The organism is Flexivirga sp. G2 (genome assembly GCF_055397625.1).
On the sequence record NZ_AP039675.1, the window covers coordinates 4074444 to 4092876 of the forward strand.

Consider the following 18433-nt stretch of genomic DNA (forward strand, 5'->3'; position numbering starts at 1 on the left):
CGGACAGTCGTCCGGTGGACCCGAATCAGTCGGCGGACTTCGCCGCCGACGCCTTCTTCGCAGTCGTCTTCTTGGTAGTCGTCTTCTTGGTAGTCGCCTTCTTCGCGGTGGTCTTCTTCGCCGCCTTCTTGGTGGTCTTCTTGGCTGCTCGCTTGCGCGTGGTCGGGCCCTTGGCCCGCTTCTCGGCGAGCAGCTCGAAACCACGCTCCGGCGTGATGGACTCGGGGTCGTCGCCGCGTCGTAGCGTCGCGTTGGTCTCGCCGTCCGTGACGTAGGGACCGAACCGGCCGTCCTTGACTACCACCGGCTTCTCGGACACCGGGTCCTTGCCCAGTTCCTTCAACGGCGGCTGCGCCGCGCGCCCGCGCCGCTTGGGCTCGGCATAGATCGCCAGGGCCTCCTCGAGGGTGATCTCGAAGAGCTGCTGCTCGGTGGCCAGCGACCGCGAGTCGGTGCCCTTCTTCAGGTAGGGCCCGTAGCGACCGTTCTGAGCGGTGATCTCCACCTGCTTGGCCTCGTCACCCTCACCCTCGCTGACGGTGCCGACCACGCGCGGCAGGCTGAGCAGCTTCAACGCGGTGTCCAGGTCGACGGTCGCCAGATCCATGTCCTTGAAGAGGCTGGCCGTCCGCGGCTTGGGACCGGCGACCTTCTTGGCGCGCTTGGGCTTGGCACCGTCCGCGGGCGCGGGCGGCTCCGGCGGTGCCGGCAGCACCTCGGTGACGTACGGCCCGTAGCGGCCGGCGCGGGCGATGATGTCGTGACCGGTGGCCGGGTCCTGCCCGAGCACGCGGCCGTCGTCGTCCGCCGAGACCAGCAGCTCGCGCGCCTTCTCCGGCGTCATCTCGTCCGGCGCGATGTCATCGTTGATCGTCGCGCGGCGCGGCTTGGGTGCTTCCGCCGAATCCGACGTCACCTCACCGGTTTTCGGGTCGACTCCGTCAGGAACGACCTCTTCGACATACGGGCCGTAGCGGCCGACGCGGACGACGACGCCGTCGCCGATCTCGATGGTGGAGATGCCCCGGGCGTCGATCTCCGGGAGGTGCTCGACCATCTCCTGCAGGCCCTCGTTGCCATCCGGGCCGCTGGTGGGCAGCCCGGGCGTGCGGTCGTTGCCGTCGCCGAAGTAGAAGCGGGTGAGCCAGTCGACCCGGCCGACGTCGCCCGCGGCGATGCGGTCCAGGCCCTCCTCCATCGAGGCGGTGAAGTCGTAGTCGACCAGCGACGGGAAGTGGACCTCGAGCAGCCGAATCACGGCGAACGCGGTCCAGGTCGGGATCAACGCGGTGCCACGCTTGTTGACGTAACCTCGGTCCTGGATGGTGCCCACGATGGAGGCGTATGTCGACGGGCGTCCGATGCCCATCTCCTCCATGGCCTTGACCAGGGTGGCCTCGGTGTAACGCGGCGGCGGGCTGGTCTGGTGGCCCTCGGCCTCGGCACGCAGCACGTCGAGAGCAACGCCCTCGCTCAGCTTCGGCAGTCGCGTGCCGGTGTCGTCGCCCTTGGCGTTGCGCTCGACATCGCGACCCTCTTCGTATGCCGCCAGGAACCCGCGGAACGTGATGACCGTGCCGGACGCGGTGAACTCCGACCGCTTCGCAACGCCCGAATCCTCAATCGGAACAGTCAGTTTCACCGTGGCGGTGCTGCCGCGCGCGTCGGCCATCTGGGAGGCGACGGTGCGCTTCCAGATCAGCTCGTAGAGCGCGAACTCCTCACCGCGCAGCTCACCGGCGACCTGGGCCGGCGTGCGGAAGGTGTCGCCGGCGGGACGGATCGCCTCGTGCGCCTCCTGGGCGTTCTTGACCTTCGCCTGGTAGCGACGCGGCTGGTCCGGGACGTACTCCGCGCCATACAGATCGCGGGCCTGGCCGCGGGCGGCCCGAATCGCCGACTCCGACAACGTGATCGAGTCGGTTCGCATGTAGGTGATGTAGCCGTTCTCGTAGAGCCGCTGGGCGACGCTCATCGCCGCCTTGCTACTCATCCGCAGCTTGCGACCGGCCTCCTGCTGCAGGGTGCTGGTCGTGAACGGCGCGCTCGGGCGACGCGTGTAGGGCTTCTCCTGTACCGAGCTGACCGTGGCCACACCGGCGCCGACAGCTTCCGCAACCGCGTTGGCCTGCGCCGCGTCGAGATGAAAGACCTTGTCGTTCTTGAGGTTTCCAAGGTCGTCGAAGTCGCGACCGGTGGCGACCCGGGCACCGTCGAGGCCGGTGAGCTTCGCGGTGAACTTCTGGGCGCTACTGTTGCCGGGTGCGAAATCGCCCTCGACATCCCAGTAGGAAGCGGAGCGGAACGCCATACGCTCCCGCTCCCGCTCGACGACCATGCGTGTGGTGACCGACTGGACGCGGCCGGCGGACAGCCCGCGGCGGATCTTGCGCCACAGCACCGGACTGACCTCGTAGCCGTAGAGCCGGTCCAGGACGCGACGGGTCTCCTGTGCGTCGACCAGGTGGTCGTCCAGGTCACGGGTCGTGTTCGCAGCGTGCTGGATGGCTTCGCGGGTGATCTCGTGGAAGACCATCCGCTTGACCGGCACCTTGGGCTTGAGCACCTCGAGCAGGTGCCAGGCGATGGCCTCCCCCTCGCGGTCCTCATCCGTTGCGAGGTAGAGCTCGTCGCTGTCCTTGAGCAAGCGCTTGAGCTCGGCGACCTTCTTCTTCTTGGCCGACGCGACGACGTAGTAGGGGTCGAAGCCCTCGTCGACATTGACGGCGAATTTGCCGTACGGCCCCTTCTTCATGTCGACCGGCAACTCGGACGGGTTCGGCAGGTCCCTGATGTGCCCGACGCTCGCGTCGACGACGTACTCGTCCCCCAGATAACCGCCGATCTTCTTCGCCTTGGCAGGCGACTCGACGATGACAAGCTTGCGCGCCACTTCGTTCATCTCGCTTCCCGTCCGACGTGCAGTGGATTCGTCACTGCTTCGACGTACGAACGGGGCTGAGTCTAAGCACGTCGTTCGAGAAACCCCCACCGCGGTCGGGTCAGCAGGCACCTTTCCGGTAATAGTTGAATTTTAAACTTGTTTACGTCATCATGGAACCCATGACCGCAGACCGCCAGCCCGTCCTCTTCCTCAGCCACGGTGCGCCACCGCTCGCCGACGACGCGCGGTGGACCGCTGAGCTCGGCGCCTGGGGAACGAAACTGCCGCGACCGAAGCGGATCCTGATGGTGTCGGCGCACTGGGAGTCGGCACCGATCGCGGTCAGCTCGACGACCGGAGCCCCGCTGCTCTACGACTTCTGGGGCTTTCCGCAGAAGTACTACGACGTTCGGTATGACGCACCGGTCGCGCCCGACCTGGCCGACGACGTCGCCAAGCTCATCTCGACACCCGGGCAGTCACTGGTGCGCGACGAGACCCGCGGGCTCGACCACGGCGCCTACGTCCCGCTGAAGGAGATGTTCCCCGCGGCCGACATACCGGTGCTGCAGCTGTCGATGCCGACGCTCGACCCCCAACGGCTCTACGAGCTCGGCCGCAAGCTCGCACCGTTGTGCGAGGACGGCACGCTGATCGTGGGCTCCGGCTTCACCACGCACAACCTCAGTTGCATGCAGCCGAGCGCCGACGCGGCGCCGCCGTCGGTGATGTCCGAGTTCGACCACTGGGCCGCCGAGACGATGGCCGCCGGCGACCTGGACGCGCTGATGGACTTCGGCCACACGGCACCGGCCGCGCAACTGGCACACCCGCGCACCGAGCACTGGGCGCCGCTGTATGTCGCGCTCGGCGCCGCGGCCGCGGACGGCTCCGACTCGCGCACCGTCATCGACGGCTTCTGGCACGGCCTCTCCAAGCGCTCCTGGCAGTTGGACACGACCGCCGCCTGACCAATCCCGAGGTCGCCGAGGAGCGAGGAACGAGCGTCTCGAGGTGCCAGGTTTCGATACGCTCCCCCGCTGCGCTCCTCCGCTACTCAACCCGCAATATGCGGCATGACCTCGGCCGCGATCAGGTCCAGGTGCTCCAGATCCCGAATGTCGAGCACCTGCAGGTAGACCCGCTCGGCGCCGGCCGCCGCCAGCGCACCCAACCGGTCGATCGCTTCGGCCGGTGTGCCGGCCACGCCGTTCGCGCGCAGCTCCACGACGTCGCGACCGATCGCGGCGGCGCGATGCCCCAGTTCGGCCTCGGTCCCGCCGATGCAGACCACCTGTGCCGTGGACCAGACCATCGAGTCGGCGGCGCGGCCGGCTGACTCCGCAGCCGCCCGCACCCGACCGAACTGCGCGCGGGTATCCTCGATCGACGCGAACGGCACGTTGAACTCGTCGGCGTACCGGGCCGCAAGCGCGGGCGTGCGCTTCTTGCCGTGACCGCCGATCACGATCGGCACACCATCGCGAATCCCGGTCCGCTGCACCGGTTTCGGCAACGCCGGACTGTCGGCCACCTGGTAGTGCTTGCCATCGAACGCGTAGCTGCCGTCGGCCGACCACAATCCGGTGATCACCTCGAGCTGCTCCTCGAGCCGGTCGAAGCGCTCCTTCGTCGGCGGGAACGGTATGCCGTAGGCCGCATGCTCCCGCTCGAACCAGCCTGCGCCCAGGCCCAATTCGACCCGTCCGCCGGACATCGCATCGACGTTCGCGACCTCGATCGCGAGCACGCCGGGTAGCCGGAACGTCGCACTCGTGACCAGCGTGCCGAGTCGGATCGTCGACGTCTCCCGGGCGATGCCGGCCAACGTGATCCACGCGTCACTCGGTCCCGGCAGGCCGGTCCCGTCGCCCATCGCGAGGTAGTGGTCGGACCGGAAGAATGCTCCGAAGCCGAGCTTCTCGGCGTGCTGGGCGATGGTCACGAGGTCGTCGTACGACGCGCCCTGCTGGGGTTCGGTGAAGATGCGCAGCTCCATGCGCCGAGCCTACGAGCCGTTCAGCAGCAGCCCGTCGGCGACCAACTCGTGTATGGCGGGCAGCGACCCGCGCACCAGCTCGTCGGTCGGCACGTCCAGCAGGGACGCGATCGCGCCGAGCGCCTGACCGGTCGACAGCTCGCCGTCGCAGACCGACACGAATGCCGCGACGGCCGTGTCGACCCGCACCGCGCGGCGCAAGCCACCGCCCTGCCGGATGACGATCACCGAAGGGTCCTCGGCGCCCGGGCGACCGTGCCGCTCCTCGATGACGTCCGCCGCGACCGTCAGATGCGCGTCGAGCAATCCCTGGTCCCCCGCTTCGGCCAGCCAGGTCCGGGCATGCAGTCCGGCATCGATCGCCGGACCCATCGGCGACTGCACCGGACCGGTCACCTCGACCAGTTCCTTCCACGGCCGACGTCGGGTCTCCGGCAGCTGCACCGTGATCACGCCGAAGCCGATCTCGGCGATCCCGCGTGACTCGAAGTCGCGCAGCCAGGCGCCATACATCTGCTCGAAACCGGTTGCGCCGGAACGCAATCCGCCGTCCCCGGACCACAGCTCGGCATACTCCGCCGGGTCCTGGGTGTCGCGCTGCACCACCCACGCGTCCTGGCCGGTGCGCTCGAACCACTCACCGACGACGTCGCGCCAGTCCTTGCCCTCGGGGACCTCCCAGTTGGCAAGCAGTTGCGCGACGCCGCCCGGGTTGAGGTGTCTGGGCAACTCACGGATCAGCGAACGCACCACTCCGTCGCCGACGCGTCCGCCGTCGCGGTATTCGTAGGTCGGCACACCTTCCGCGCGCGGCGTGATCACGAACGGCGGGTTGCTGACGATCAGGTCGAACTGCTCACCGCCGACCGGCCGGAAGAGATCGCCACGACGCAGATCCCACCGGTAGCCGTTCAACGCGGCGTTCCAGGCGGCGATCTCCAACGCACGCTCGGAGGTGTCCGTCGCGACGATCTGGTCGGCGTGGCCGGCCAGGTGCAGCGATTGCACCCCGCAACCGGTGCCGAGATCGAGCGCCCGGGCGGCCGGGCGACGCGGCGTCCACGACGCGAGGGTCGTCGACGCGCCACCGATGCCGAGCACGTGGTCGACCGGCAACGGTTCGCCGGTCATCACCTCGGACAGGTCGGACACGACCCACCACTGGTGGTCGTCGTCGCCGTACGGACGCAGATCGTATGCCGCCCGCACCTGCGAGCCGTCCACCCGCACCAGTCCCGCGGCGCGCAGTCGCGCGGTGTCCCAACCGGGCAGCGCACGGTCGAGTTGCCGCGCCCCGACCGGGAGCCCGAGCGCGAAGAGCCGCACCAGGGTGGCGACCGGCGAGGTGTCGTCACGGGTCACCAGGTCCGCCGGCAACCGCTGCTCCCGGTGCAGCGCCTGGGACGCCATCGGTCCGAGACAGTCGCCGATCCCGTCGAGGGTGAAGCGGGCGGCGATCAGTGCACGCCGCAGAGCTGCGGGGTCGTCGGCGAGCGGCGCGGGGTTCGGCATACGCACATCCTCGCGCACTACGGCGCCTTACCCGGTCCGTCCCACCCGCCGTGGGCTACGACTCAGCTGTCGGAGGCGACGGCGTCGGCGATCGACGCGTGGATGTTGAAGACGCGGTCGAGGCCGGTGATCCGGAAGTTCCGCAACAGCCGCTCGGACTGTATGACGAGAGCGAGATCGCCGCCGCCGATGCGCTGCTGCTTCAGCCGCCCCACGAGGACACCGAGACCGGTTGAGTCCAGGAACGGCACGTCGGTCAGGTCGACGAGTACCTTCTCCGCCGGGTCGGTGATGAGCCGCGCGAGGGCATCCCGCAACCGCGCCGCGGCCGAGACGTCCACGTCACCGACCAGACGAATGACAGTGAAGTCGCCCTCGTCGCTGCCGCTGATGTCCAGATCGGTCACGAGCTGCCTTTCGTGGAAGTTCCGGTTGCCGACCGTCAGTCTTTCATCGTCGCGACCGGCCGGATCAACAGATGTCGGAGATCGGTCCTACCGTGGAAGACGGAATGACGAACATCGCGCCCGTCACCGGCCCTCCGCACGCTCGGCCGGAGCCGCTTGCTGCCCCGGAGACGTCCGGTGACTTCGACGCCCAGGCGGCGCTCGACGCGCTGCAGGGCGCGGGCACCGGGCAACTGCTGCACACCCGTCGACTGCCGGGCCGTGTCGCGATCGATGCCCCGTGGCCGGACTGGGTCAACCCGCAGGTGCGCGCCGCCATCGCGGGCACCGGGATCGACGGTCTCTGGTCGCACCAGCGCCGTGCCGCTGATCTCGCGTGGTCCGGGGAGCACGTCGTGCTGTCGACCGGCACGGCGTCCGGCAAGAGCCTGGGCTACCTCCTGCCGATGCTGTCGGCCGTCGCCGACGGCTCCACCGCACCGACCGGCCGCGGCGCCACCGCGATCTATCTCGCGCCGACCAAAGCCCTTGCGGCGGACCAGGAAGCGCGGATCCGGAGTTTCGCCATACCGGGCGTGCGAGCGGCGACCCTCGACGGTGACACCCCGCTCGACGAACGCCGCTGGATCCGCGAGCACGCCGCGCTGCTGCTGACCAACCCGGACCTGCTGCATCACACCTTGCTGCCCGGTCACGAGCGGTGGGCGTCCTTCTTCCGCGCGTTGAAGTATGTCGTGATCGACGAATGTCACGTCTACAGAGGGGTTTTCGGCTCGCACGTGGCAGGCGTCCTGCGCCGGCTGCGACGGATCGCGGCGCGCTATCACGCGAACCCGACCTTCGTGCTGGCCTCGGCCACGGTCGCCACGCCCGGCCTGCACGCGGGCGAGCTCACCGGCCTGCCGGTGCACGAAGTCACGCAGGACGGGTCGCCGCGCGCGCCGATGCTGGTCGGCCTCTGGCAGCCGGGCAGCAAGCCGGGTGCCGGCCCGGACGCCGCGCAGCGCAGTGCCGTTGCCGAGTCCGCCGACCTGATGACCGCTCTCATCGACCGGGGCGTGCAGACCCTCACGTTCGCGCGGTCCCGCGTCGGCGTGGAGGTGGTCGCCGAGATGGTGCGCAGCCACGCGGGACGAGCCGAGCACGCCGATCGAGTGGACGAGCACGCCGGTCGCGTGGACGAGCACGCCGGTCGAGTAGCGCGAGCCCCCCAGAGCGAGCGCGTATCGAGACCACCCGGCGCCGACGAGGCGACACCCGTTGCGGCATACCGCGGCGGTTACCTGCCCGAGGAACGTCGCGAGCTCGAGAACGACCTGCGCAGCGGACGGCTGCGTGGCCTGGCAGCGACGTCCGCGCTCGAGCTGGGCATCGACGTCAGCGGACTGGACGCGGTGCTGCTGGCCGGCTGGCCGGGGACGCTCGCGTCGTTCTGGCAACGTGCCGGCCGCGCCGGTCGGAGCGGTCGGACCTCTCTGGTCGTGTTCGTCGCCGAGGACGACCCGCTCGACTCGTTCCTGGTCCACCACCCCGAGGCGATCTTCGAACGCCCGGTGGAGGCCGCCACTCTCGACCCGACCAACCCCTTCGTGCTGGCGCCGCATGTCGCGGCCGCTGCGCACGAACTGCCGGTCACGGAGGCCGACGCCGAACTCTTCGGGCCCTCGATGGCCGGCATTCTGCAGTCGCTCGTCGCCCGCGGCATCCTGCGCAAGCGACCGCGCGGCTGGTTCTGGGCGCGTGACGACCGGCCGGCCGATCACTTCTCGCTGCGCGGCGGCGGGGAGGACGACGTCCGCATCGTCGAGACACGCACCGCGCGGGTCCTCGGCACCGTCGACGCCGACCGCGCTCACGCCGCGGTGCACACGGGTGCCGTCTACCTGCACCAAGGCACCTCGCACGTCGTCACCGAGCTCGACCTGGATGCGACGACCGCGCACGTCGTCGTCGGCGACCCGGGCTGGTCGACGTTCGCGCAGTCCGTGTCGGCCTTCGACATACAGCAGGTGGAGCGCGAAACTCGTTGGGGCAGTGTCGGTTTGCACTTCGGAACGATCCGGGTGCGTACCCAGGTGACGTCGTTCCAGCGAATGCTGCCTTCCGGCGAGGTCATCGGCCAGCACCCGCTCGACCTGCCGGAGCGAGAGCTGATCACGCGGGGTGTCTGGTGGACCATCGACGAGGACGAACTGCTGCGCGAGGGCATCACGGAGGACGCCCTGCCCGGCGCCCTGCACGCCGCGGAGCACGCCTCGATCGCCATGTTGCCGCTGGTCGCGCAGTCGGACCGGTGGGACGTCGGTGGGGTGTCGACGGCGCTCCACCCGGACACCGGGTTGCCGACCGTCGTCGTCTACGACGGATACCCGGGTGGCGCCGGCTTCGCTGAGCGGGCGTATGCCGAGGCCGCCACCTGGCTGCTCGCCACTCGTGCAGCGATCGACGCGTGCCCGTGCCGCGAGGGTTGCCCTGCCTGTGTGCAGTCGCCCAAGTGCGGCAATGGCAACAACCCACTGGACAAGTCCGCTGCGATCGTCGTGCTGGACCGCGTGCTGCGCGACCACCGCTGATCGGTCCGTTCGGCGCGTAATTCGCTTGCCCACACGGCTTTTCACCGGCATCGTCATGGCCGTGATGGACGATGCGAGCCTGCTTGCGGCATACGACGAACAACTCCGGGCCGACGCCGAGATGGGTTCGACGGCCGACGTCGTGCGGCACGGGCCGCTGCTGTGGGGGCGATTCCACAGCGGTCGCGGCTTCGTCAGCTACCAGACCCTCGGCACGCCGACCGATGCCGAGCTGGAGCAATTGATCGTCGAAACGATCGAGCACTATGAGGCCGACGCGGAGGTCACCGAGTTCGAATGGAAGACCCGCGGCCACGACGGGGTGCCCGCCCTGGACGGCTTGCTGCGCAAGCATCGGTTCGTCCCCGAGGACGTCGAGTCGGTGATGATCGGTGAGGCGACCGCCATTGCCGCGGATGTTCCTGTGCCGGAAGGTGTTTCGCTGCGAAGCATCACCTCTCGCGAGGACGTCACCGCGATGGTCCGGATGCAGGCAGGCGTCTTCGGCGACCCAGAGACCATCGACGAGCGAGTGGACTCGACACTGCGCCGGCTGCACGACACGGACGCGCCGGGCGTCGAGTTGTGGATCGCCGAGGCCGGCGGGCGACCGATCAGCGCCGGGCGCATCGACCCCGTACCGAACACCGACTTCGCCGGAATCTGGGGCGGTGCGACCGTGCCCGAATGGCGTGGCCGCGGCATCTACCGCGCACTCACCGCCAAGCGCGCCCAGGCCGCCCTGCGGGCCGGCAAGACGCTGATCAACTCGGATTCGACGGAATTCTCCCGGCCGATTCTGGAGCGTTCCGGCTTCCGCCGTGTCACGACCACGACGCCATACATCTGCAGCGCTGAGCGATTCGAGCTCACGGCCAATTCCTCGACCTCACCGGCCCGATGCGGCGCAGCGGACGATTGCACAAGTTTCTGATTCTGCAAGATGCCTGCCATTCCGTCGCCGGAATCGCGTGCAAGGTGGAGGATCAGGCCCATGTGGGAGGTTGCACGACGCAGGGGACATGTGGGGTTGGGGCCAACTGTTTCGGGTCCGTGGCACACGTTGGCGGATATGAACGCTGTGACCGGCTGGCTGTTGTGGTCACACCGGATGGCGTCACCGTACGGCGGGATGACCGGCAAGGCCTTCGCCGCGGCAGCGCGCGCTCGTGGCGTGCCGCTGTCCGAGACGGAGGTTTCACGGACGGAGAACGGCGAGTCGGACATCGCCATCACCGCGCTGGGGAAGTACGAACGGATGCTCGACATGCCTCCGGGCACCCTGAGCGCCCCGTTGCGGTCCGCTGCCCGCCTGGCGCCGCACGCCCCCGGATCGGGTCGTCTCGCCACCTTGCGCACGGTGCCCAAGTCGCAGGAAGCACGACACCAGATCGTCGATGACTTCTACGTCCGGTACGTCGACGGGGAGCGGTTCACGGCCAGTGACTGGCTGATGATGGTCGATGCCATCACCTATCGCGACAACTCGTTGCTGCCAGATGCTTTAGCAGCACAGTGGATCCGCGCTCTGCTGGATGAAGCAATGCGGGCAGTCAACAGCGCCTATTACCTGCGGGTCGAAGCGTTGTCCGCCATTGCGGAGTGCGACCGATATGCCATGCACGTCCTGGCGGCCGTCCGGGAGTTGACTGCGGCCAAGGGGGTCTCCGGAGCTACCGATGCCTGGGGCGTCGTCAGCGACATCCGCAACCCGGAGGTCTTCGACACGTTGATCGCGGAGTTGCCGTCAGTCCCGGACCACCGACTGATGCAGTACGCACTGGCGTTGTCGCCGCCCGCTGACCGCAGATCGTTCACCGCGGCACAGGACCGGGCGATCGCTACCGATCTGGAACGTCGGCTTGCGTCGTGGTCCTTGGGATCGTACGAACCGATCGCGACACTCGCCGCCGAGCTCCCGAAGGCGATCGGCGAACCCATCCTTCGGCGCATCGACAACGTTCATCCTCTCGCGCGCCTGACCGGCCGCCGTACCGACCGGGATGTGACACGCGAAGTCTCGATCTACACACAGGCAGCCATGGCCACCACCTGGCCGGATCATCCGCACGGCAGTGTTCTTCCGGAGTTGCTCCGTCTGTCGCTCAGCAGCGAGCGGGCAGCCCTCCGCTATCACGCGACGACGCTCATCTATTGCAGCCCGTTCTCGCCGGCGCTGTGCGATACCGCCGCCGATCTCTGTACGTCCGACGAACGCCCCGTGACGCGACAGCTTGCGACCTATCTCATCTCGCGTCTTGCGACGCCCGACAACGATGAACGGCTGCGGTTGTTGATCAAGCAGGCCAACGGTCGCGGCCTGGTCACCAACGTCATCACCGCGATGGCGCACGCCGGGATCCTCACCGATCAGGACGACCTGCAGCCCTACCTGTCCAACGACGACTACCGAGACATCGGCGTCTACGCCGCCGGCATCACCCACCACCCGGATCTCTACAGCAGGGCGGCCGACGGCGATGCCGCCACGTGGTGGCGGGAGAAACGCGGCGGCATCCTGGAATGACCGACCTCAGGCCGCGGGCGGCCGGCTCATCGCCGGGGCCGGAGCGGACATCCGGTCGGGTCCGGCGCGTGCCCGAGCACGGGCCGGGTCCAGTCCGGGCCAGCTCGCCCGGGTGGTGACCGCGACGGTCAGGTCGTCCCCCGCGATGTCGCACTCCACCAGCGCCCCTCCATTGCGACTTGCCACCGCCGCAGCGACGTCGCACGGTGCGCGCGCGTCTCCCGAGACCAGCACCTGCGCGCCCGCGAGCGCAGCGAGGTCGGCTGCGGCACGAGCTCGGTGACTCGCCTGGACTGCGGACAGCAGAGCGAGCGCACCCATCAGGCACAACAACACCACGCCGATGGCCATCACCCCGAGAACAGTTGCGGAGCCGCGCTCTCCCGCATCCGTCGTCCGGCCCCTCACGAAACCGGCTCGGAATTCTCGACCGGAGTCGTGATCGCCGACCGCAGCGGCTTCCCACCGACCAACCAGCCGAACGGCCCGGGCACCGGAGCAGTCACCGTGACGGTGACCTCTGCTGCTGCGCCAGAACCACCGGCGACGACAACCGTGCTGCCCGACGGGCCCGCTCGAGCGCCGACTTCCTGCACGGCTGTTGCGCTGTCTCCTCGGGCGGCTGCCCGAGCCGCCACCCGCGCCGCGTCCACACAGCGCACCTGGTTGATGCCGATCATCACCGCGTTGACCGCGATCAGCAGCACGAAGATGAGCGTTGGGATGGTGGCCGCGAGCTCGGCGGTGACCATGCCGCCGTCCGTATGCCGGGCCCGGCGCGCCTCTCCCGCGCGAGCCCGCCGCGGCCACCACCCCGGCATCAGGACGCGACGCTCAGTGCCGATTGGATGATGCCGGTGAGTGCGCTCTTGACCGCGCCCGACTTCACCACCGCCATCAGCACGACCGCGAACGCCACTGCGGCGAGCGTGCCGACGGCATACTCCGCAGTCGTCATCCCTGCCTCTTTGCGCTGAGCCGGCGCGGTCGCCAGTTGCAACCAGCGGGTGTGCAATCGCGCGCCCAGCCGAATCGTCCTCCGTGACATGTGATCTCTCCTCATCTCGATGAATTGCCCTCTGCGAGAGCGTTTTCCGCGCACCATCACCGGCGCGGGTCCTGTGGTCACTCACTTCATTCCGGTCATCAAGTCACCGGCGAGTGCCGCGATCACCGGGACGACAGTCAGCAGCGCGAACGCCGGAAGGAAGCACAGCCCGAGCGGTATGACGACCAGCACCGACAGCCGCCCGGTGGCTTCCTCGATGCGCCGTTGCTCCGCTCGCCGCATGTCGGCGGCGGCCCGCGACAGCAGGCCGGCAGGAGGAACCCCGGCCATGCCGGCCAGAGCGACGGCCTGTCCCGCGGGATGCCACATGCTCGGGAGTCCGTCCCAGGCCCGCGCCTCGGCGACGCCCCACCGCAGCGCGGCGACGACCTGGCGGAGGTGACCCGCAACCACCGGGCCGCTGCGGTCCGCGACCACCTCGACCGCGGTCAGCAGCGGCACCCCGCTGCCGAGCGCGAGCGCCATCAGGTCGAGCGCGCCAGCGACGCTCAGCACGTCTTCCTCGCGGGCGGCTGCAACCTTCCGCTGCGGCGTCGTGTCAGCCACGGCGGAGCCCGGACCGGGCGTCGTACGCGCCGGCCACAGCAGCGGGAGCGCGGCCACCGTCAGCGCCACCAACAGGGCTGTCATGCCAGCACCGTGGGCGCACTCGCCCGTCGGATCATCCGCCGGGTCATCAGCCTCCCCGCGACGACGAAGCCAGAACCGAGCACGAGCACACCGAGACCCAGCGGCCCGGCATACAGCCGCCAGGGCGGCACGCCGATGATCATCGCGATCCCGACGCCGAGCATCGGCAGCACCGTCAGCAGTTGCATGGTGGCGCGCGGACCGGCGGTCGCGGCGGCGATCCGCCGCTGCAGGTCGAGCTGCTCGCGCATCATCGCCGTCGCCGCGGCCAGGGCGTCGCCGATCGCGCATCCCACCTGCTCGGACAACGCCCACGCCCTGGCGACCTCGCCGAGCGCCGGAACCCCGTGTCGCGCCTCCAGTCCCGCCCACAGCGGCGCCAGCTCGGCGCCGGCAGCAGCCTGGCGTGCCAGCAGCTGCAAGTCGTCGCGCAGCGCCGGTGCGGACACCGTGCCCGAGGTGAGCAGCGCGGAGGTCGCCACCGCGGTCGCCGGTGTGACCCCCGCCGCGATCGCCGGCGCGATGCCTTCGACCATCGTCGTCAGCGCGTCCAGATCCGCGCTGTGCGCTCGCCGCCCGAACCGGCGCACGCGGAACGACCACCCCGGCTTTTCCTGCTGTATGCCGGGCCCCGGCCGTCCCGGCCAGCACAGGACCGCGAACAGGAGGCATCCCGCAGCCAGCACCGTCACGACGGCTCACCGCCGACCGGTCCGTCCGACACCGCGGCGCGGTCGACGACGTGCTGGTCGAAGAGAGCTGCGAGGGCGCCCCAGCCCTCGGCGGGACGGAGCAGTCCATCCCTGCGGCGCATGGCCGGCACCACCCGCAAGCGGTCCCCGGTCCGGTCGATCACGCCTATCTCGGCCACAATCCGCGCGGTCCCCTCGCGCCGGACGTGGATCACGATCTTGACGGCGGAGGCCAGCTGCGAGCGAACGGCTCCGCCCGACATTGCCGCGAGGGCACCGAGAGCCTCGAATCGACTCAACACGTCGCTGCTGGTGTTGGCGTGCACGGTGCCGCACCCGCCCTCGTGTCCGGTGTTGAGGGCGCTCAGCAGCTCGCGCACCTCCGCGCCACGAACCTCACCGACGACCAGTCGATCCGGCCGCATCCGCAGCGACTGCCGCACGAGCGTCGAGAGGGTGATCTCACCCTGTCCCTCGACGTTCGGGGCACGGCTCTCCAGCCGGACGACGTGCGGGTGATCGATCTGCAACTCGCGAACGTCCTCGACCACGACGATGCGTTCAGCCGCCTCGACCTCGGCGAGCATCGACGCCAGCAGGGTGGTCTTGCCCGACCCGGTGCCGCCACTGATGACGAACGCCACGCGGGCGTCGACGATCCGGCGCAGCACCGCGAGACCCTCCGGGCAGCACGTGCCGGACTCGGCGAGGAGCGTCAGCGCCGGCGGTTCCCTCCGCGGCACCCGCAGGCTGATGTGCGCGGCACCCTCGACCAGCGGCGGCAGCAGTGCGTGCAGTCGCACTCCCCCGGGCAGCAGCCCGTCCACGAAGGGCGACGTCTCGTCGAGCCGGCGCCCGGCACGGGTGGCGAGACGCACGGCGAGCCGACGCACCGCCGCCGCGTCGCCCAGCTCCAGCGGTGCGCGTTCCAGGCCCGAGCCGCGGTCGATCCACACCCCGGTCACTCCGTTGACGAGCACGTCGGTGACGCCGTCCACCGCGAGCAACGGCTCGAGCGGGCCGGCACCGAACACGTCCGCGCGCAGTCGTCCGGCGAGAGTCTGGACACTGTGCCGACCGAGCACGGCGGCATCGAGCTCGGCGAGCTGCTCGACGCTCTCGCTGGTCGGCGACCGGCCGTCGCGGATCTGGGCCCACAGTGCGTCGCCGACGGCCGGATCGCTGCGCGAAGTACTCATGCTGCCGCCGCCCCGGACAGCAGGAGGTCGCGCAGCAGCCGATCGCATTCGCCGACATATGCCGACCGGGCACGAGAACCCGCGGGCAGACCACGCTCGGCGTCAGCAGCCAGCCGTCGATCGTCCGGCACCAGCGCCCCGAGCTCCAGCCCGAGTGCGCCGGCGGCCTCCTGCGCCGCGGCCGAGCCTGCACCCCGGACCACCAGCTGCGGCAGTCGCCCGATGCGCTGGGCGGTCGCGCCCGCGGCGGCGAGTCCGGCGGCGGTGCCCCGCGCGACGAGAAGGAGCTCGTCGTAGCCGGCGACCGTCTCGGGCGCGACGAGGTGCCGGCCGACGTCGATGAGCAGCACGTCGTGCACGGCGCCGAGGCCGCTGATCGTGCGGTCGAGCAACTCACCGGCAACGGTGCACCACCGGCGGCCGAACGAGAGCACGCTCGGTCCGTCGTCGGCCGACGGGAGCCGCTCGAGGAGTCGTTCCCCGTCGAGCGGACCGTCGGAGCCGAGCAGGTCCTCCCAGCGGACACCGGACTCGGTCTCGACACCGAACGCGACGTCGAGGCCGCCGCCACACGGATCGGCGTCGATCGCGGCGACCCGCCTGCCCGCCGCATGGGCCCGCACCGCCAAGGCAACCAGCAGCGTGGTGGCACCCGCACCGGTGCCGCCACCCAGCACCGCGATCGTCCGCACGTTGTTCATGCACCCGATCGTGCGATCGCGGGAACCCGAATCGAAGTGTCCGCGTCGCTACTTGTGGATGCCGGCCGTCCGCCAGAAGGGGTGTGGATGAGGGGACCGGAAGGCGGTCGGTCGGCATCCGTCCCGGACATATGAAGACCCCCGCCGGGGGGGGGTGGCGGGGGTCTTCAGTCGCAACGTGTCCCCGGGGGGGGTTAGGAACGCGTTGCTGCGCTTCGACCTGGAAGGGAGCGCTTCGTGTTCAAGTGTGATCGGCCGACGAGTGCAACACAATGCTCCGAAGAGTTCCCATAAGAAATCCTTACCTTCCGCAGAACTGCGGGGCTTGAGTAAGGATTCCGGAACCGCTCAGCAACGCCGATCCGGCCGCCGAATGTCCGCCACCGAGTGCGTTCGACGCATCATTTTCCGGGCAATGTCGGGTCGGGCCGGACTTCCCTGTCCTCCGCGCCGCGAAAACCCCCACGCAGGACGATGGCCCCGCCACTCCGAGGAGTGGCGAGGCCATCAACCGCTTTCTACCTCCAGTTACCAGGCGTGCATCCTCAAGGTTTGTCGCCAGGGCGCAAGGCCCCGAACGAGCGGTCCATAACGTGGACTGTCTCCGCGTGGGTGCCGGTTTCGAGAGCGGTGGTCGTCGGATTCCCATCCGTCGTTGATGACCACAGGTCTACTCCGATCGGCGCCGTCATACAAGACTTGAATCTGGGTGTTGCCGGGCGGACAATCCGGCCCGGCGGGCAAGCGGCTCAGGGCGCGGTCAGCCGCCCCGCGAGGACCGCGTCGGCGATCGACGTCGCCTCGGCGACCCCTGCGACGACCGCTTCGGCGTAGTGCCGCAGCCACAACGCGACGCCGTCCGGCTCGCCCGTGCTGTATGCCGCGAGCGCCCCCTGATAGGCGACCGCACCCTGCCGTGAGTAGCCAGCCTCGCTGACCACCGCGCCGGTGGGCTCCACACCGAGAACCTGCAGCAGCAGCCGCTCCAATCCCCTTGCCACCATTGCGTTTCCGTGCACGAACGGTCGGGCTGATGCGATCTCCGCGTGCGCGACAGCGGCGACGAGGATGCCGGGTTCCTGTTTCGAGTTCGCGATCAGGTCGATGACGCCCCGCAGCCGTGCTCCGGCCGTCGACGCCTCCGGCGGTGCGCCGAGATCCCGCAACTCGGAAGCGGACTCACCGGCCAACCGGGGCCGGCCGAGTTGGTCGGCCTCGGCCAGGTCGGCAGCCGCCGCGGTGTGCAACCGCGCGAGCGCCTGGGCCGGCGCGGCGAGGACGACGGACCGCAACTGCTCGGTCGCGCTGGTCACCTGGATCGCGCCGTGCAACACCCGTTCCTCGGGCCCGTCGTGACCGAGCGGGGTCGCACCCCGGATGACGTCCCGGACGAGGTCGACCGGGAATTCCGCACCCTCCAGGAACGCACTCGCCCGGGCACCACGGACTCGCGACTCCGCTGCGACCTCCGGCACCCGTCGGCGCAACGCACCGTGCCACCGCAATTGGGTGCACGCCTCGCGCGCGGCATCGATCGCGTCCGCGACTCCCGGCAGTGCCGTCAGGCCGGTCAAGGTTGCGGTCATCGGGTGTCGTTCTCCTCGGCCCGGTCGTCATGGACCCGTCGAGGATAGGTGCCGGCAGGCCGCGACATCCCGTCGGCTTCGTCGTCCACGACCTCGGCGCTGATCGGCATCCGCCAGCGACCCCCGCCACCGTGCCCGGTGACCGCATTGAGCAGACCCGCGACCCGCCACGAGATGCCGACCGCCATACCCATCAGGAAGATCGCGAGCGGAATCTCGATGAGGACGGCGGAGGCGACCGACAGGTGCAGGTCGTCGGCGTCGGACGTGGTGATGTCGAACCACACGTCGGCCAGCAGCAGCACGCCCGTCGCGAACGAGGTCAGCACCACCAACATGCGGCGCTTCCAGGCGAAGAAGGCGGTGAGCCCGAGCAGGATGATCAGCAGTACGTCGAATCCGGACCAGGTCAGCGCCCATGCCTTCGCCACGTAGCGATCGGGCAACGTCACCGCGAGGTATGCCGTCCACGGCACCAACAACGCCGCGGCGACTGCGGTCACCGTCAGCGCCACCGCACGGCGACGTCGCATCCGATGCTCGATGGCCACCGCCGGCGAGGCGTCGGCGACCGCACCATGACGCAGCCGGCGGATCAGCTCCCGACGCGCCGCGGGATCGAGACCGTCGATCTCGTCATCCGTCAGCGACATA

17 protein-coding genes are annotated in these 18433 nt (G+C 69.6%); 4 read left to right on the forward strand and 13 right to left on the reverse strand.

Going from position 1 to position 18433, the window contains the following annotated elements; genetic code table 11:
• Window positions 1-25: 25 nt before the first annotated feature.
• The gene (gene topA, locus ACZ50J_RS19715; protein ID WP_464298856.1) at window positions 26-2902 is read right to left on the reverse strand and encodes a type I DNA topoisomerase; all 2877 of its coding nucleotides are present in this window, start codon (window positions 2900-2902) and stop codon (window positions 26-28) included.
• Window positions 2903-3063: 161 nt separating this feature from the next.
• On the opposite strand from topA, the gene ACZ50J_RS19720 reads away from it, so the two are divergent.
• A complete protein-coding gene (locus ACZ50J_RS19720; protein WP_464298857.1) occupies window positions 3064-3855 on the forward strand; it encodes a dioxygenase family protein in 792 nt (263 codons plus the stop codon).
• 86 nt (window positions 3856-3941) lie between these two features.
• On the opposite strand, the gene ACZ50J_RS19725 is transcribed toward ACZ50J_RS19720, so the two are convergent.
• From ACZ50J_RS19725 to ACZ50J_RS19735, 3 genes are all read right to left on the reverse strand, one after another.
• A complete protein-coding gene (locus ACZ50J_RS19725) occupies window positions 3942-4883 on the reverse strand; it encodes an LLM class F420-dependent oxidoreductase (RefSeq protein WP_464298858.1) in 942 nt (313 codons plus the stop codon).
• Window positions 4884-4892: 9 nt separating this feature from the next.
• Window positions 4893-6395 (reverse strand): DUF7059 domain-containing protein, encoded by a 1503-nt coding sequence (locus ACZ50J_RS19730; protein ID WP_464298859.1) that lies wholly within the window; start codon window positions 6393-6395, stop codon window positions 4893-4895.
• Window positions 6396-6457: 62 nt separating this feature from the next.
• A complete protein-coding gene (locus ACZ50J_RS19735) occupies window positions 6458-6802 on the reverse strand; it encodes an STAS domain-containing protein (protein ID WP_464298860.1) in 345 nt (114 codons plus the stop codon).
• Window positions 6803-6906: 104 nt separating this feature from the next.
• On the opposite strand from ACZ50J_RS19735, the gene ACZ50J_RS19740 reads away from it, so the two are divergent.
• From ACZ50J_RS19740 to ACZ50J_RS19750, 3 genes are all read left to right on the forward strand, one after another.
• A complete protein-coding gene (locus ACZ50J_RS19740; protein WP_464298861.1) occupies window positions 6907-9375 on the forward strand; it encodes a DEAD/DEAH box helicase in 2469 nt (822 codons plus the stop codon).
• A gap of 25 nt (window positions 9376-9400) precedes the next feature.
• Complete coding sequence (locus ACZ50J_RS19745) at window positions 9401-10309, forward strand: GNAT family N-acetyltransferase (RefSeq protein WP_464298862.1); 909 nt, start codon at window positions 9401-9403, stop codon at window positions 10307-10309.
• Between the two features lie 138 nt (window positions 10310-10447).
• Window positions 10448-11902: a hypothetical protein gene (locus ACZ50J_RS19750; RefSeq protein ID WP_464298863.1), complete on the forward strand. Its 1455-nt coding sequence runs from the start codon at window positions 10448-10450 to the stop codon at window positions 11900-11902.
• A 6-nt stretch (window positions 11903-11908) separates the two neighbouring features.
• Here the strand turns inward: ACZ50J_RS19750 and ACZ50J_RS19755 are convergent, their stop codons facing one another.
• The 9 genes from ACZ50J_RS19755 to ACZ50J_RS19795 form a co-directional block, all read right to left on the reverse strand.
• Window positions 11909-12310 (reverse strand): Rv3654c family TadE-like protein, encoded by a 402-nt coding sequence (locus tag ACZ50J_RS19755; protein WP_464298864.1) that lies wholly within the window; start codon window positions 12308-12310, stop codon window positions 11909-11911.
• Window positions 12307-12654 carry a TadE family type IV pilus minor pilin gene (locus tag ACZ50J_RS19760; RefSeq protein ID WP_464298865.1) on the reverse strand — a complete coding sequence of 116 codons (348 nt, stop codon included), beginning with the start codon at window positions 12652-12654 and terminating at the stop codon, window positions 12307-12309. Before ACZ50J_RS19760 ends, ACZ50J_RS19755 begins: the two co-directional genes overlap by 4 nt.
• Before the next feature lie 68 nt (window positions 12655-12722).
• Window positions 12723-12950 (reverse strand): DUF4244 domain-containing protein, encoded by a 228-nt coding sequence (locus ACZ50J_RS19765; protein WP_464298866.1) that lies wholly within the window; start codon window positions 12948-12950, stop codon window positions 12723-12725.
• A gap of 81 nt (window positions 12951-13031) precedes the next feature.
• A complete protein-coding gene (locus ACZ50J_RS19770) occupies window positions 13032-13601 on the reverse strand; it encodes a type II secretion system F family protein (RefSeq protein ID WP_464298867.1) in 570 nt (189 codons plus the stop codon).
• Window positions 13598-14293: a type II secretion system F family protein gene (locus ACZ50J_RS19775; protein WP_464298868.1), complete on the reverse strand. Its 696-nt coding sequence runs from the start codon at window positions 14291-14293 to the stop codon at window positions 13598-13600. Before ACZ50J_RS19775 ends, ACZ50J_RS19770 begins: the two co-directional genes overlap by 4 nt.
• Window positions 14290-15492 carry a TadA family conjugal transfer-associated ATPase gene (locus ACZ50J_RS19780; protein WP_464298869.1) on the reverse strand — a complete coding sequence of 401 codons (1203 nt, stop codon included), beginning with the start codon at window positions 15490-15492 and terminating at the stop codon, window positions 14290-14292. The genes ACZ50J_RS19775 and ACZ50J_RS19780 overlap by 4 nt, the downstream gene beginning before the upstream one ends.
• Window positions 15489-16193 (reverse strand): CpaE-like family protein, encoded by a 705-nt coding sequence (locus tag ACZ50J_RS19785; protein ID WP_464298870.1) that lies wholly within the window; start codon window positions 16191-16193, stop codon window positions 15489-15491. The genes ACZ50J_RS19780 and ACZ50J_RS19785 overlap by 4 nt, the downstream gene beginning before the upstream one ends.
• Before the next feature lie 749 nt (window positions 16194-16942).
• Entirely contained in the window at window positions 16943-17779 is an 837-nt protein-coding gene (locus tag ACZ50J_RS19790; RefSeq protein WP_464298871.1) for a Fic family protein, read from the reverse strand.
• Window positions 17776-18432: a hypothetical protein gene (locus tag ACZ50J_RS19795; protein ID WP_464298872.1), complete on the reverse strand. Its 657-nt coding sequence runs from the start codon at window positions 18430-18432 to the stop codon at window positions 17776-17778. The genes ACZ50J_RS19790 and ACZ50J_RS19795 overlap by 4 nt, the downstream gene beginning before the upstream one ends.
• Window position 18433 lies beyond the last annotated feature (1 nt).

Excerpts from the sequence above, each read along its gene's own strand:
- topA (WP_464298856.1), bottom strand. The coding sequence starts at position 2,902 with ATGAACGAAGTGGCGCGCAAGCTTGTCATCGTCGAGTCGCCTGCCAAG.
- ACZ50J_RS19720 (WP_464298857.1), top strand. The coding sequence starts at position 3,064 with ATGACCGCAGACCGCCAGCCCGTCCTCTTCCTCAGCCACGGTGCGCCA.
- ACZ50J_RS19725 (WP_464298858.1), bottom strand. The coding sequence starts at position 4,883 with ATGGAGCTGCGCATCTTCACCGAACCCCAGCAGGGCGCGTCGTACGAC.
- ACZ50J_RS19730 (WP_464298859.1), bottom strand. The coding sequence starts at position 6,395 with ATGCCGAACCCCGCGCCGCTCGCCGACGACCCCGCAGCTCTGCGGCGT.
- ACZ50J_RS19740 (WP_464298861.1), top strand. The coding sequence starts at position 6,907 with ATGACGAACATCGCGCCCGTCACCGGCCCTCCGCACGCTCGGCCGGAG.
- ACZ50J_RS19750 (WP_464298863.1), top strand. The coding sequence starts at position 10,448 with ATGAACGCTGTGACCGGCTGGCTGTTGTGGTCACACCGGATGGCGTCA.
- ACZ50J_RS19760 (WP_464298865.1), bottom strand. The coding sequence starts at position 12,654 with ATGGTCACCGCCGAGCTCGCGGCCACCATCCCAACGCTCATCTTCGTG.
- ACZ50J_RS19765 (WP_464298866.1), bottom strand. The coding sequence starts at position 12,950 with ATGTCACGGAGGACGATTCGGCTGGGCGCGCGATTGCACACCCGCTGG.
- ACZ50J_RS19770 (WP_464298867.1), bottom strand. The coding sequence starts at position 13,601 with ATGACAGCCCTGTTGGTGGCGCTGACGGTGGCCGCGCTCCCGCTGCTG.
- ACZ50J_RS19780 (WP_464298869.1), bottom strand. The coding sequence starts at position 15,492 with ATGAGTACTTCGCGCAGCGATCCGGCCGTCGGCGACGCACTGTGGGCC.
- ACZ50J_RS19785 (WP_464298870.1), bottom strand. The coding sequence starts at position 16,193 with ATGAACAACGTGCGGACGATCGCGGTGCTGGGTGGCGGCACCGGTGCG.
- ACZ50J_RS19790 (WP_464298871.1), bottom strand. The coding sequence starts at position 17,779 with ATGACCGCAACCTTGACCGGCCTGACGGCACTGCCGGGAGTCGCGGAC.
- ACZ50J_RS19795 (WP_464298872.1), bottom strand. The coding sequence starts at position 18,432 with ATGTCGCTGACGGATGACGAGATCGACGGTCTCGATCCCGCGGCGCGT.